The sequence below is a fragment of the bacterium genome (assembly GCA_037128595.1).
Taxonomy (GTDB): domain Bacteria; phylum Verrucomicrobiota; class Kiritimatiellia; order CAIKKV01; family CAITUY01; genus JAABPW01.
Genome location: JBAXWB010000003.1, coordinates 120,103 through 136,167, shown reverse-complemented (window position 1 = coordinate 136,167; position 16,065 = coordinate 120,103). Strand labels below are relative to the sequence as shown.

Sequence of the window (16,065 nt, the reverse complement as noted above, 5' to 3'; positions counted from 1 at the left end):
CCTCCCTTTCATTTCAATTTAAACCGCTTCATCCAATCTGAGCGACTGATGAACCGGTCCATCCTGAACGTCACCAGCAAACATAGCACGACGGCCATCAGCAAGATCACGGCATCCGGCTCCGGTGTTGCGATTTGCTCACTGCCGAATGTCAGGTTATCAATCCCGTAGGTAAAAGGACCTGAGGCATCAGGCGTCTCAACGAAAAACCCAAGCAGGGTGACGTTTGTCCGTGCCACCTCATAGCTTATCGAAGACGCATCAGGCGTCCACGCCGTCGGGTCAAAAAAACTGATCGCGACATGTTCCCAACCCGTTGAGGGTGTATTAAAAGCGTGGCTCCAAATCGAACCATCAACTCCCGACTGGAAATAAAGATAGAGAAACGGATTGTTAAATCCGAGGTAATCGAACGAAACCGCCAAGGCACTGTAATCGCCGGTGTAGTTCGCCCCCCCGTTGGCCACATGATCAATTTGGGGCGCCGCAGGTGCCGTCACACCAAATTGGATTTGAAGATACCCGCCCGGATTCCCGCCCGGCTCGACCGCAGCGATCGTTGCATTTCCATCGACACTGGCCCACCCAAGCGAATCAGGCGCAACGCCATCCCATGTGACCGGCACCCCAATGACCGGCGCGGCCTGGCCGGTTGAGCCAAGCAACACCATCAGCAGGCCAAGTATGACTGATCTACAACCCATCGTCTCTCCGGGATCTCCAACTTAAAGTGTTATCAATTTACTACAATTCACACTAGCGCTTGCAGGCGGCTCTGGCAAGTGGTTTTGCGCTCATCAAAGGCTCGGGGTCAGCCCGCCTCACCTCGGCCTTGTAGTAACAGGGACCGCCGTTTATGGCGGCGGCATCCACCACCGTATTTTCGGGGGGCGTGGCATCGATTTCCCCGTTGCCGAGTTTGACAAAGCCTTCCGCAAGGTTGGTTGAGCGCCAGATGCAATATTTCCGGTTAGGCGCCGATGGCCATTTCAATACCAACCCGGCATCAGACGAATGATTGATTCCTCCCATCCGGGCGGCCTCAATCGTAAGCCTGAAGATATTCGCCTTATCGCCTGCGGACGTTCCGGCGATCCATTCATCGTAATTGCACGCCCCATCGCCATCCAAATCCCCTCCGGGCAGGGCCACGCAGGCTCCGACCCCGTATCCGGCTGGATGGGGAAATTGCGCCATCCATGCCCCGAACTCCGGAATGCCCTGTAACACCACATCATCCAGACGGCAGACCTGGAGACTCATACTGCTGTTTCGCTCAACGGACACCCCCACCCACGTCACATTTCTAAGATCTTCATCCAGCGCACCCCACTCGTTGATCCCGTTCACATTATCCATCCCCGGCGGAGTGAGAGGCACCTGCACCGTCATCCATTCACCGGTTCGCACATCCGGGACGCGATACCGCCACAGGCGTTTGGTGACGTCATTGCAGAGCAGTGCACTGACTTCCATCTGGCGGTCACAGAATATCCTGAAAGACATTCCCGTTACCCCACTGGCCACATAGTCGCCGGAGAACACCCCCTGCGAGGCGTTGGTTCCGGCTTCAAAGATGTATTCTTCAGGGGGCGACTTAACCGTTTGCTTGCGGAACGTTACCTTGAGCCCCGCGCTTTCAACCGCGAGCGGCGCCAGCTGTTCATTCACCGCGTCGTAATTGATCCACCCTGCCACCGTGGCACTGCTCCAGGTTTCCGGCACCCCCACCACAGCTGGATATCCATTGATTCCCGACAAGGCGAGCAGAAGACACACCGCAAGTTGCTTCCGGCCCAGCCATTCCATCACCGCTGTGTCATTTGTTTTCATGATGATTTACTCCTGTGTTGCCGTCCATGTGAAGCCGGAGCCACTATGATAATAATAGCAAGCCTCCCCGGGGCGCATCGCGACATCCCAGGCCGGCGTGGTGGCCCCTGCGCGATACCAGTTCCCGTCGGTATTCAGAAACAGCGATGCCGCAGTGGCGCCTTCCCCGACAATCAATTGGTCGGCCGTCATCCCTGACGTCCCTTTCCTGGCGCCACTGGCCGCAAAGCCCCAGCCCGGCACCGCCCCTTGATCCTGCCGTCGCGAAGTGGCGAAGGGCCACGCCACAAGGTGCCAGTCTTTCGCCCGGAACACCATGGACTGCGCATTGGTACGCGTCATTCCCGTATAAATCGCCCGGGTATTGACTCCGCCCGACATGCGCTTGATCCAGAACCCCTGACAGGGATTGATTTCTAATGCGACCGGCACCCCATTGGTAGTCCACTGGTGATTGCTATTCAACCGGAGTGTGTCCCACCCCCCGGCTGAATTCATCGCATACAACCTGTCGCCAGCGGCATTATCACCATGGAGCCCATGCGCCAACTGCTCGCCCAGTCCGGAATCCATCCGGTTGGCGGGGTCAACTTCTATAGGCATGGACACCCGGTACCAACTTCCTGTCACCATGGGTTTGACGTATACGGCATAGGTGGCCAGATTCGTGCTGACCATCCCATCATGGGCGATCACCACCCGGTAGAACCGGGAGGAGACGGTGGAGACCACATCGCTATCCGTAAAAATATAGTTCGGCGGTGCGGACGTCAGGGTATCCAGCACCTTCCAGTTATCAACCGGGGCGCCGTCGGCCGCGATGACGGAACACCACTCGTTGGAGTCCACATGCATCGTCAGCACAACGTTGCCCCCTTCGGATTCAATCTTGGCAATTCCGGGAGCCCCTGCAGGTTCAAAGACAGCCACCGTAAGTAAACCATCGACCAAAGTGAGGAATGCGTAGTTGGCCGCTGCCAGCGTGCCGATGGTCACGTTGATCGGATAATCTCCCGGCGGGGTCGTCCCCGCGGCCAGTGTCGAGAGACCGGGACTCCCGGTCATACCACTATTGCCCAGGTTCTCGCCGCTAACAAACCCCGAGTAGGTCGCCGTCAGAGGAGGATTGGCCGCCCCGAAGATTCTGGTTTTGTTATCGGCGGTTACCGTCAGCAACTTGGGCGTGATGACACCCGTGGTGCTAGCGGTGTTATTGGCGGTGTAGTTGCCAGCATCGGTGCCGGCGATCGAGATGCCACTGACGCTGACCGGCTTGGCCGTGCCCACGTGCTTGTCCGCAAAACTGGCAGTAGAGTAACTCGCGGCCAGGACATCCCCGGCAACGCGGTTATCCGCCAGCGTCACAGTCGCATCTGTTGTCCCATCATACCCCTTGTTCACGCCCGTCGCCGTCACGGCCAGCGCCCGGCCAGCGATATTGGCGGTGGTGCTGGCGCTATTATTGGCGGTGTAGTTGCCGGCATCGGTTCCGGCGATCGTGATGCCGCTGACGCTGACCAGCTTGGCCGTGCCCACGTTCTTGTCCGCAAAACTGGCCGAAGAGTAACTGGCGGCCAGAACATCACCGGCAACGCGGTTATCCCCCAGCGTCACGGTCGCGTCTGTTGTCCCATCATATCCCTTATTCACGCCCGCAGCCGTCACGGTCAGCGCCCGGCCAGCGATGTTGGCGGTGGTGCTAGCGGTATTGTTGGCCAAATAGTTAGCGGCATCGGTTCCGGAGATCGAGATGCCGCTGACGCTGACCGGCTTGGCCGCACCCACGTTCTTGTCAGCAAAACTGGCCGAAGAGTAACTCGCGGCCAGGATATCACCGGCAACGCGGTTATCCCCCAGCGTCACGGTCGCGTCTGTCGTCCCATCATATCCCTTATTCACGCCTGTAGCTGTCACGGCCAGCGCCCGGCCAGCGATGTCGGCGGTGGTGCTGGCGGTATTATTAGCGGTGTAGTTGCCGGCATCGGTCCCGGAGATCGAGATGCCGCTGACGCTGACCGGCTTGGCCGTGCCCACGTTCTTGTCCGCAAAGCTGGCCGCAGAGTAACTGGCGGCCAGGACATCACCGGCAACGCGGTTATCCCCCAGCGTCACGGTCGCGTCTGTCGTCCCATCATATCCCTTATTCACGCCCGCAGCCGTCACGGTCAGCGCCCGGCCAGCGATGTTGGCGGTGGTGCTAGCGGCAGTATTGGCAGTGTAGTTGCCGGCATCGGTTCCGGAGATCGTGATGCCGCTGATACTGACCGGCTTGGCCGCACCCACGTTCTTGTCGGCAAAGCTGGCCGCAGAGTAACTCGCGGCCAGGACATCACCGGTAACGCGGTTATCCCCCAGCGTCACGGTCGCGTCTGTCGTCCCATCATACCCTTTGTTCACACCTGTAGCCGTCACGGCCAGTGTCCGGCCCGCGATATTGGCGGTAGTGCTGGCGCTATTATTGGCAGAATAGTTAGCGGCATCGCTTCCGGAGATCAAGATGCCGCTGACGCTGACCGGCTTGGCCGTGCCTACGTTCTTGTCCGCAAAACTGGCCGCAGTGTAACTGGCGGCCAGGACATCACCGGCAACGCGGTTATCCCCCAGCGTCACGGTCGCGTCCGTTGTCCCATCATATCCCTTATTCACGCCCGTAGCCGTCACGGTCAGCGCCCGGTCAGCGATGTTGGCGGTGGTGCTGGCGCTATTATTGGCAGAATAGTTAGCGGCATCGGTTCCGGCGATCGTGATGCCGCTGATACTGACCGGCTTGGCCGTGCCTACGTTCTTGTCCGCAAAGCTGGCCACAGAGTAACTCGCGGCCAGGACATCACCGGCAACGCGGTTATCCGCCAGCGTCACGGTCGCGTCTGTTGTCCCATCATACCCCTTATTCACGCCCGTCGCCGTCACGGCCAGCACCCGGCCAGCGATGTTGGCGGTGGTGCAAGCGGTATTGTTGGCAGAATAGTTAGCGGCATCGGTTCCGGCGATCGAGATGCCGCTGACGCTGACCGGCTTGGCCGTGCCCACGTTCTTGTCCGCAAAGCTGGCCGCAGAGTAACTGGCGGCCAGGACATCACCGGCAACGCGGTTATCCCCCAGCGTCACGGTCGCGTCTGTTGTCCCATCATACCCCTTGTTCACACCTGTGGCTGTTACCGTCAGCGCCTTGGCCGAAATCTCACCCGTGGCGTCATTGACCAAGGTCACAGTATAGTTGCTGCCATTGTTGCCATCGTTGATGGTACAGGTCGGGATAATCATCTTGATAGCGCCCACATTCTTGTCGGCAAAATGCTGTGCACAACCAATGGTATCAGGGTTGCGCAAAATTCCATCAGTGATCGTCGGCAGGGGTGTCGAGCTGGTTGTGCCATTATAGATCCTGCTATCGGAAGCCGCCCTCACGGTAATTGCCTGGGCCGAGATATTAGCGGTGGTGCTAGCGGCGGTATTGGCCGAGTAGTTACCGGCATCGGTTCCGGAGATCGAGATACCAGTGACGCTGACCGGCTTGGCCGCGCCTACGTTCTTGTCAGCAAAACTGGCGGCGGAATAACTCGCGGCCAGGACATCCCCGGCAACGCGGTTATCCGCCAGCGTCGCGTTCGCATCGGCAGTGCCGTCATATCCCTTATTCACGCCTGTCGCCGATATGGCCAGAGAACGACGGGAAATATCTGCCGTCGCGGGTGGTTGGGTCAGGGTGTAGTTTCCTGCGTCAGCCCCGTCAAGAGCCAACCCGAACACTGTCACCGGCTTGCCTGAGGCCACATTCTTCTCTGCAAACGTGCCCACGGCGCTCCCGGCCGCCAGGGTCACGACGTCCCCGCTCTGCACCCCCACCAGCACTGCACTACCGGAGCTAATGGAGGTCGTCAGGCTTCCGTCATAATCTTTGCCATTAGCGCTAACGCCCGTAACGGTCAACCCTTTCGTCATGATGTCGGCCGTCATGGTCGGCTGAACCAGCGTATACAATCCGGCATCGGACCCGTTGAGCGTCAGGCCCGACACCGGTACCGGTTTGCCGCTGCCGGCAGTCTTGCTGGAAAACGCACCCCTGACGCCGGAAGTCAGCAAGGTGACGTTATGTCCGCTTTGCACTCCCACCAAACCTGCATTACCCGAGTTGAGCGTGACCGTCGTCGTACCGTCATAGACCTTACTGCCGGCCGTGATATTTGTGACGTTCAAGGCTTTGGTGGTGTCGATATAAAAACTATCCGTCGGGTTGGCCTGATTGCCGTCCCCGAAAAGCATGCCGAATTTGAGACCAATGCTGTGGGTCGTGAGATCGGTCGTAAAGGTGTAGGTAGCGTATGTCCAGTCATTGGTTCGGGCACCAATGTTCCCCAGACCCTTTACGGTAAGAGAACCACTCCCATCTGCACCGGAGTATTCAAATAACTGAAGCTGCATCTCGCTTTCATGAGGATCTACGCTCCCAACACCGACATTGTCACCGGAAAACCCAACCCCGACGGCCTTGTACCAGAATCCCAACGTGTACTCCGTGTTTGGCAACAAGGGCATATAATACACCCGCATGGCCTGGAGAGAACCGGAACTGCCACCCCTGGCGTTAGGCCCCGGACGCGCCACAGCGGCAGAGCCACTCTCAATACCATTGGTCGTAATGGTCCATTCGGCATATTGATTCAATCCAGTATCGTTGACAAAGTACGTTTCGTCAGGGTATCCGGGGTTGGCGGAACCAACTACAGCACCTTCAAAATCGGGTAATGAGATCACCCCCGGCTCAAGGGGTACGTTTAACATTCCGGACTGCCCGAATAACCCGCTGGCCACCGTTTTGATTCTAGCAGCACCAGCCCCATGTGCTGTGAAGATCGCACTCTTGCCATCGGCCTGGGGAACCAGATCGCCGCTGACCACCCTGCCGCCCAGGTTTGTCAGAGACCACGTTGCCGACACATTAGCCACGAAGTTGCTGCCGGCATCGCGTGTGATGGCATAGACCGTGCTGGAGCCGTTCGCCCTGATAAACTTATCCCCGACGACTAAACCGCTTCCATCCGCTTTATCCTCGATTCGGACTTGCGTCGGAGCACCAGCTACGACCGTAAGCATCTGGGGCACGGATGTCGCTGCGTTGAAGTTGGAATTGCCAGACTGGATTGCGGTAATGGTCGTCACCCCCATTTTCAAGATGGTCACCGTATTATCCGTTACGGACGCCACGTCAGGGTCAGAACTGACATAACTTACCGCTAAACCCGAACTCGCCGTCGCCGTGAGCCCGAAGGAGCCATCGTCACAGCTCTTACCTGAAAGTGCCCCGAAGGTGATCGTTTGCCCAGCCTTGTTCACCGTCAGCGTCTGCGGCACGGAGACCGCCGCGTTGTAATTGACATTACCCGCCTGGGTGGCCGTAATCGTGGCGCTTCCCGCTTTCAAGATCGTCACCGTGCTACCCGCCACGGTTGCCACGTTCGGCTCTGAACTGGCATAACTCACCGTCAAACCTGAGTTGGCTGTCGCCGTCAGCGCAAAAGGAGCATCCCCGTAAGTCCTTGATGACAGCGCCCCAAAGGTGATCGCCTGATTCGCGCTATTTACCGTCAGAACCTGCGGGACGGAGGCGGCGGCGTTGTAGTTGCCATTACCCGCCTGACTGGCGGTAACCGTGGCGCTTCCCGCTTTCAAGATCGTCACCGTGCTGCCCGCCACGGTGGCCACCGCTGGATCTGAACTAACGTAACTCAACGCCAAACCTGAGCTGGCCGTCGCCGTCAGCGCAAAAGGAGCATCCCCGTAGATCCTGGTCGCCAGGGCTCCAAACGTAATCGTCTGATTCGCACTATTTACCGTCAGCACCTGCGGGACGGTGGCGGCGGCGTTATAGTTACCATTGCCTGCTTGACTGGCGGTAATCATGGCGCTACCCGTCTTCAGGATCGTCACGGAGCTACCTGCTATGGTTGCCACCGCTGGATCTGAACAGACGTAACTTACTGCCAACCCCGAACTGGCCGTTGCTGTCAGCGCAAACGGCACATCGCCGTAGGTCTTGGCCGTCAGGGTTCCAAACGTAATTATCTGATTCGCACTATTTACCGTCAGCACCTGCGGAACAGAGACGGCGGCGTTGTAGTTGACACTACCCGCCTGACTGGCGGTGATCGTAGTGCTTCCCGCTTTCAGGATCGTCACGGTGCTACCTGTAATGGTTGCCACCGCTGGATCCGAACTGACGTAACTGACCGCCAAACCCGAGTTGGCCGTCGCCGTTAACGCAAATGACGCATCCCCATAGCTCCGGGCCGTCAGGACTCCAAACGTGATCGCCTGATTTGCCCTGCTCACCGACACAATCGCATCTCCAACGACCGTGTTGTAGCTGGCGGTGTCAGTCGGTGTAAAGGTCACCGACTGGCTTGCCGTGCCCGCTTCCGGAGTCGCGGCAGAAGTGGTATATGCGAAACTTCCAGGCACTGAGGCCTCCCCTCCGGTCAGCGTCGAGTCAGCCAGTGTCTGGCCGTAGGTAATCGTGGAGGCCAACGGCCAACTTGTCACCATCGGGGTCGCCTTATACACCGCCTCTTCTCCGACATCGTAGAAACTGGACGGGGCGTTCTGATTGTTGTACTCCGTTGCGATCCACCCGGCGCTTCGGGCGGCAGCGCAAATGCGGGGTTCATCGATCACGCCGCTGAAATACCTGAAAGGCGTCCCGGCCGTGTCCGCCAGTTCATTACCGATCGTCAGAGCGGTGGTTGGCGCAAGGGGAACACCCGCGCTGGTCCCCGTTGTTTGGACGCCGTTGACATAGAAACGCGTAGTTCCTGATGCTCTGGTGATGACCACATAGTACCAGGCGTTAGCCGAGGGGAATGTGTAGCCGCTATCGATGTAACTACCCGGCCCGAACCGTCCGATTAATTTGCTACCCAGCCCCCCCGAGGCATCGCCCATGCCGAACCCGTAGCCGCCTGCCTCAGTTCCGTTGTACATCACGTAACTATGCTGGTTGACAATGCCTGGATTCACCCACGCCCCAAGAGTCCAATTATCCAAGGCCGTGGTTGGACTGCCCGCGGTCTTCACGTACCTGACCCCGTCGGCATTCAGGCCATTACCTATGAGCCCGGATGCAGACGAAGAAGCTGGATCGGCGATACTGGAGAACGTGGGAGCGCTGGCGTTTGCCGTAAGATGGTTGACGTGCGCGCCCGAATCCCCGCTGGAGTAGATTTTCTTGGTGATCGCTCCCGCCCGGGTGATCCGGATGTTATCCAGATAAGCGGTTTTCGTCACGCTGCCATCGGCTTCACAGACGACGTCATAATAGGTGTTTATCGTTTTTCCGACATGCCCCGCCGGTATAGCGATCTTCCGGTGGTACCACTTGTTCAAGGCGCGGGCACTCAGATCGGTTGCAGGATGAGCGCTTAGGCCATTTTGATCCACAGCCCCGCTATCCCTCAGATTGGTCGATCCCAGGCTGTCGGTATAGTCAAAGGCAATGAGGTCGTTCACAGAGGTCCAGTAAACGTCATACTCAATACAATCGCCATTGACGATCGTATAGCTGCCGATGCCGCTCAGATAGTCATAGCGATACGCACTAGCGCCGGTCATGGCATACACGGTCTTCAACACGCTAACCCCGGTCAACGTCCCATTGACGGCATTCGCTGTGCCATCCTTGTACTCACCAGAGACGCCGCTCCCCGTTTCCCTGACATGCCAGACCCCCTTATAGCTGGTGTTCCAGACGCTGGCGGCTTCCTGCTGGTCGGACGCGCCGGAGTTTCCGTAGTACATATAAATAACCGTGTCGACTGTGCTGCTCAGCAGGGGAACCTTCACCCAGGCCACCAGTTCGCCAGTGGCACTGGTGTATTTTTCCCGCTCATAAGGAATCCGGGTAGTGCCATCACTTGTGGCGAAGAAAATATCATTGCCGCTGCTTTGGGCGTGAGCAGCCAGATCAGCATCCGTGAGTTTTACGAGTACGGGGAAATCAGCCTGATCAGCCGCACTCACCTGGTTATGATCAATGGTGATGATCTTCCAGAATGCGGCTTGTGCAAACGTCACCACCGATGAGGAGGCACCGGCGGCGGTCCCAATCGATACTCCGCCAAGGGTTGCGGTCACCGTCGCCGAGCCGCTGATCGCAGGAGCCGTGAGTGTCACGGCGTAAGTCCCGTTACCGTTATCCGTCGTTCCACTTAGTGTGCCGCCACCGGTCTTGGCGAATACTACGGCCGCCCCACCGACCGTCAGGGCATTGTTGTTCGCATCCCGGGCCTGCACCGTAATAAGCTTGGTGCTCGTTCCATTGGCGGTGAGCACCGCCGTGGCGGGACTTACCCTCGAGTTGGCTGCGCTCGGTGGCCCGGCCGCAAAGGTCACCACCGACGAGTCGGCCCCAACCGCAGTCCCGACCGGCACCCCGCCCAGGGTCGCCGTTACCGTCGCCGCTCCTGTGACCGTCGGGGCCGTAAGCGTCGCAGTGTAGGAGCCGTTGCCGTTGTCCGTCGTGCCACTCAGCGTGCCGCCACCCATTTTGGCAAAAAGCACCGTCTCACCCCCTGCCGTCAGGTTATTGTTGTTGGCGTCGCGGGCCTGCACCGTGATGATCTGGGCACTTGTTCCATTGGCCGTGATTATCGGCGTAGCCGGACTCACTGCTGAATTGACCGCGCTCACCACTCCGGGCGTGAAAGTGACCGCCGATGCAGAGGCCCCGACCGCTGTCCCGACCTGCATCCCGCCCACCGTTGCCGTTACCGTTGCCACTCCCGTTGCCGTCGGAGCGGTTAGCGTCGTGGAGTAGGTCCCATCGCCGTTATCCATGGTGCTGGCCAGCGTACCGCCCCCTGTCCTGGCGAAGATGATCGTGGCGCCACCGGCGGTAAACTCGTTGCTGTTCGCATCCCTGAGTCGCACCGTGATAGGTTGAGTGCTCATTCCATTGGCCGTGATCGCCGCTGTGGCAGGGTTCAGGAGCGAATGGGCGGCACTTGCGGGCCCGAGCGTCACGTTTAACGTTCCGGAATCTGGCGCACTCAAGGTGCCAAGGGACGCGTGCAGGCAGGCGCTTCCGAGCCGATGACCTGAGAAGATTGCGCTCTTGCTGTTTCCTCCCGCTACCAGGTCGCCAACTGTGACTCCTCCCGCAATGTTTACCAGTGACCAGGTGTCCGCCGGGGCATTAGATACGAAGTTGCCGTACATATCCCGCGTGATCGCGTAAACCGTGATTGAACTGCCCGCCGCGATGGTCTGTGTCCCAACGACCGTACCACTCCCGTCTGCCGCTGTCTCCACCCGGACTTGCGCAGGCGCCGCAGGCACGACCGTGAGCGTCCCGTCGTTGTAGATAATTGTGTAATTGGCACTGGCGAAGGTTCCGCCCGTCGCGGCATCGGGAATAATGTTGTGGGCTCCGACCGTGGCCGCCGACGCCGTGCCACTGCTGGTCAACGTCACCGTCCCAACGGTCTCGCCATTCTGTAATCCGGTGGCCGTGAACTCTGTACCGGCGAACGTCACGGTCTCTCCGCAGGTCTTGTTGCGGCTATTCGCAGTAATGGCGAGTGCCGCCTTATTCACCTTCAGCGCCTGCGGAACAGAGGCCGCCGCGTTGAAGTTGCCATTACCCGCCTGACTGCCGATGATCGTGGTACCCCCTGCTTTCAAAATCGATACGGTACTGCCAGACACGGTCGCCACCGCAGGATCTGAACTGACATAACTCACCGCCAACCCCGAACTGGCGGTGGCGGTGAGACCGAAAGCGGCATCCCCGTATGTCTTGGCGGCCAGCGTCCCGAAGGTGATCGTCTGGTCGGCCTTATCAACCACCAATGTCTGGGGAGCGGCTGAGGCCGCGTTATAGTTGACATCCCCAGCCTGACTAGCCGTGAGCGTGGTGCTTCCCGCTTTCAGTATCGTCACGGTACTGCCAGACACGGTCGCCACGGCGGGATCCGAACTGACATAACTTACCCCCAACCCTGAACTGGCGGTGGCCGTTAGCCCGAAAGCGGCATCCCCGTATGTCCTGGCAGCCAGCGCCCCGAAGGTAATTGTCTGATTCGCCTTGTCGACCGTCACGCTTGTATTGCCGGCGACCGTGTTATAGCTCACCGTATCGGCCGGGGTGAAGGTCACGGACTGACTCGCCGTGCCCGCATTTGGCATGGTGGCGGGTGTCGTGAATGCAAAATTGCCTGGCACCGAGGCGGTGCCGCCAATCAATGTCGATACGCTGAGCGGCTGGCCATAGGTGATCGCCGTGGCCGTCGGCCAGCTCGACACCGTCGGGGTCACCTTGATCACAAACGTGCCGCTGGCCGACCCTTGATACCCCGTATCGCTGATCGTTGCTGTGACTGCATAGGATCCGGCGGCGGTCTGCGGCGCGTTGGCCCAGATGATGGTCAGTCCAGCTGGTGCCGTGGTGGCCGTCGGCGTGAGCGGACTGCCCGTGTAGTTCTGGCTCAAGGCACTTAACGTCACCGTGGCGGCGGCTTTGAAGGTAATGCGCACTTGTCCGACATAGCCAGCACCACCCGCCACGGCGGACAAATTATCATCACCGCCACCGCCGCCACCGCCCGGCCCTGAAGCAGGGGTACCCCCTGCAGCTCCGCTTCCACCTGACCCGCCCGGGCCGCCTCCAGTGACCGCCGCTGCACCCGTTTGGCTTGTCGCCGTCGTCCCGGCACTCGCTGTTCCGGCGGATCCCCCGCCACCTCCGCCCACGGAGCTTCCCACCCGACCGTTGCCACCACTGAACTTGACATCACCTGTTGTGCCTGCGGCTCCACCGTTGCCACCCGCACCACTATTACCACCCACCCCCCCCGCACCACCGGCCGCGTTCAAGGTAGATGCGCCGACAAAGAATGTGCTGCCTCCGGTCCCACCCGTGCCATTGGCGCTGCCCCCTGCCCCACCTGCCGCACCAACCGTATACGAGTAGGCGTTGCCAGGAATGACTGTGTAGGCATTCAAACGGGCATATGCACCCCCGCCACCACCGCCAGCCCCATTGCCAAGTGCCGTATTATCACCGCCACCACCTCCACCACCGCCCCAACATTCAGTGGTAATCAGGGTAACCCCAGCCGGTGCGGTCCAGGATCCGCTTGCGGTTGATGTGTTCGTTATTACAGCCGCACCGACGACCTCAACGCCGAGGAGAGTGACAAAAAATGCGAGGAAAAGAATGTGTTTTTGATTTTTCATGCCTTTTTCCTCCCGTGGTGATCGCCGTCGTTTTCAAATCTTCAAGTCGTCAAATCGTCATTGCACAATCCGTGCCACGCCATACCCTCTTACAGACGCCGAAAATAAATCATGTCGCAACGCCTTGATTATCAGCCTGATACATCTGAAGTATTTCCCGGAAAGAATAATCGCGACCAGGACTTGGCGGACAGACCTTGTAATGATTCCCGACGTTTGGGGGTTCTGGTGAGGCGGTGTTCTATCCGCCTTATTCCCTCAAAAAAAGAAGGTGGGCACCATGGTGCCCACCTTTGCAACAACCCGACATGAGTGATCTCATCAGCTCAGCTTGCGACGAAGCAAGCCCAGGCCAACCATACCCATACCGAGTAAGCTCAGCGTCATACCACCATCCGGAACCGACACATTGTCCAACCGGAAACTGTCCTGGGAACCCGCCCCGAACAGAGCACCCACCTTGAGGCCGATGCTTTCAGTACTTGCCCCCGTCAGGAACGAAACGGAGTACTGCGTCCAGCCTGCTGTCTGGGTGCCAATGTTCCCAAGCCCGTTCACTGCCACCAGACTCCCACTCATATTCACGCCGGAATATTCCAGGGCCTGCAGCTGAATCTCACTGTCACCCACAAAGCCATCCGACTCCTGGCGCCCGGTATGTCCGTTAAACCCTGCGCCGATCGCCTGATAGTCAAAGGTGAGCGTATATAAGGTATTCGGATCCACATCCAAATAGTACTGCCGCAAATCCTGGATGTGATTGGCATTGCCTCCCGAGGCATTCGCCCCTGAAGTCGCCAACGCATAACCATCTACAATAGACCAGGAGGCATATTGGTTCCGATCCGCATCCTTGATAAACCACGCCTGGCTTCCTGTCGCTGGCACGCCGATGGAGATACTGGTGGTGCTATCAAAGCCACCGTCCTGGATCATCAGACCATACCCTTGAGTCCAACCGCCCAGAACCAGCCCCGATACGGTGGCCATCTTCACCCATTTAGCTAACCTCGATTTCATGCGCATTCTCCTTTCGATCAGGTTGTTTTGTCACTTGCTCTACACGGTGTCAGTAAATAGCACAGGGTATGCCATCCTCCCTGCATCCAGAGTAATCACGACCTAAGCCGTTGATAACCAATTGATAAGCATGTTAGTCGTCAAGTCGCAACCTCTTCCAGGTCTTCATGATTCTGTAAAAGAAATCGACAAAGTCCACCGACGCCATACCTTTAGAAAATCCATTTCCGCGACATTTTCGCGTCAAAACCGCAGAATTTTGAATGCCATGCCGCCTTTTTGAGGGCGACGTTATCTCTGGCACACCTCACGCTATAGGTGTGGCTGTTGGAAGATGGCATTGGTGAAGGAGCGCACATGAGCGACAGTAAATACTTGTCAACGGGCGAGGCGGCCAAGGTGCTCGGGATTTCCCGATCAACCGTAGCCCGTCGTTTTGACGAAGGCTCGCTCCGCGGCAAATCCCACCCTATTACCGGAGAGCGACTGATCTCCACCGAGAGTATCACCCATTTCTTCGAAGACCATGTCCATGCCGGCGCACACTATCGGGATATTGCCCTCTTCGAGCACCGACGGCGGTGGCCGAGATATGCCGTGCATCTCCCCTGCACTCTCGAATTGTACGTTACCGATAAGCCGCTTGAAGATACCCGGGGTGGTGCGATGGTTGATAACATCAGTTTAGATGGAGCGGGGCTTTCACACATCCAGTTCGACGCCCATTGCATCCCGACTGAATCCTTCCGGATCCTCTTGGAGATCGATCACCCTCTTCTGCCTGCCTGGAGCGCTTACTGCCAGGTCATCCGCCTGCACGTCAACGGGCAACTCTCCGCAGGCTTGCAGTTCATGCATATTACGAAATCATGTTGTGACAAGATTGCGGCCCTTGATCGTCGGGATCGCTTACAGGTTGAGCCCTGATGACTGAAGGATGCCCCGCCCCATCAACATGATCATTTCCTCTGAAACCTCCCATAATACCGCATCCCGTACCCTGCCTGCCTGCGACCGCTCTTCCCCGATGAACATCTGGCATGGATATTGCGGTAGGAACTATTCAGTAAACATGAAGGAAGGAGCGCAGTAGGTATGAGAACATGGGTAACCGCATTAGGAGTAAGTATAATCGCATTGGCTTTTGCCAACAGTGGGTCGTCGATCACGATGACCTCGGTGGATGGGAACTGGATGAACGTCGTAGGCGATCCAACCCCGGTCTTGCAAAGCGTCAGCATAGGCTACGGCAACGGGACTGAGGATCAGGTCCGCTGGGGCGACCCGGCCGGCTGGTTCAGTTGTGATCGAAGCGGACTCGGCTTTACGGGCGCGGGCACGCCTCAGACCTTCGCGACTGAGCAGGCGTTCGAAATCGGGCAGCTCCGGCACTTCAACTACCCGGTATATAACGCGGCTTCGGCGGCGGATCTGCAGCTGAGCATGGCGTTTTCGGACCCGGCCGGACTGAACGGGATGTTCCAGTTCACGTTCGCCGTCAACGAGACGGCAAACAACTACTGGCCGACCGATAATCCGCTCAATGATGACTTCATCAGTTTTCCGTCATCATTCTCAAGTGAAACCATTACGATCGGCGGGATAACCTATACGCTCAGGCTATTGGGATTCGGCTCAAACCCCGACAATCTCGTCAGCCAGTTCAGATCTTCCGAAGGAGACGTCAACAGCACGTTGCTATGGGGGAAGATTACGACTGAGATGCCCGTTGGCGTGCCGGATGGGGGGACCACCCTCGTCCTGCTTGGCCTAGCGATGATGGCCCTGTTCACAATCAAGCAACAACACAAGGCCTGCCGGTAACGGTTAAGACAACAAGTTGGATGGGTATTTCTACAGCGCCCCGCTCCCCTCCACCGGGTTCATCAGCCCGGGGTAAGGAGCCGGGGTGGCTGTTTTTTGTATATCGTTACAGATAGGTTGATCAGGGAATCCATAACTGACTAATCAGGGAATCCCTGA

6 protein-coding genes are annotated in these 16,065 nt (G+C 58.3%); 2 read left to right on the top strand and 4 right to left on the bottom strand.

All coding sequences use genetic code 11. From position 1 onward, the window contains the following. Positions 1-8 precede the first annotated feature (8 nt). From WCS52_02680 to WCS52_02665, 4 genes are all read right to left on the bottom strand, one after another. Entirely contained in the window at positions 9-704 is a 696-nt protein-coding gene (locus WCS52_02680; protein MEI6166077.1) for a hypothetical protein, read from the bottom strand. 52 nt (positions 705-756) lie between these two features. Further along, positions 757-1,833 (bottom strand): hypothetical protein, encoded by a 1,077-nt coding sequence (locus WCS52_02675; protein MEI6166076.1) that lies wholly within the window; start codon positions 1,831-1,833, stop codon positions 757-759. A gap of 6 nt (positions 1,834-1,839) precedes the next feature. Beyond that, entirely contained in the window at positions 1,840-13,062 is an 11,223-nt protein-coding gene (locus WCS52_02670; GenBank protein MEI6166075.1) for a DUF2341 domain-containing protein, read from the bottom strand. A gap of 321 nt (positions 13,063-13,383) precedes the next feature. Next, positions 13,384-14,082, bottom strand: a complete 699-nt coding sequence (locus WCS52_02665) for a hypothetical protein (GenBank protein MEI6166074.1) — start codon at positions 14,080-14,082, stop codon at positions 13,384-13,386. Positions 14,083-14,439: 357 nt separating this feature from the next. Between WCS52_02665 and WCS52_02660 the strand changes: the two genes are divergently transcribed. Together WCS52_02660 and WCS52_02655 are read left to right on the top strand one after the other, a co-directional pair. Next, complete coding sequence (locus tag WCS52_02660; GenBank protein MEI6166073.1) at positions 14,440-15,009, top strand: hypothetical protein; 570 nt, start codon at positions 14,440-14,442, stop codon at positions 15,007-15,009. A 168-nt stretch (positions 15,010-15,177) separates the two neighbouring features. Then, positions 15,178-15,906, top strand: a complete 729-nt coding sequence (locus tag WCS52_02655; protein ID MEI6166072.1) for a VPDSG-CTERM sorting domain-containing protein — start codon at positions 15,178-15,180, stop codon at positions 15,904-15,906. Positions 15,907-16,065: the final 159 nt, after the last annotated feature.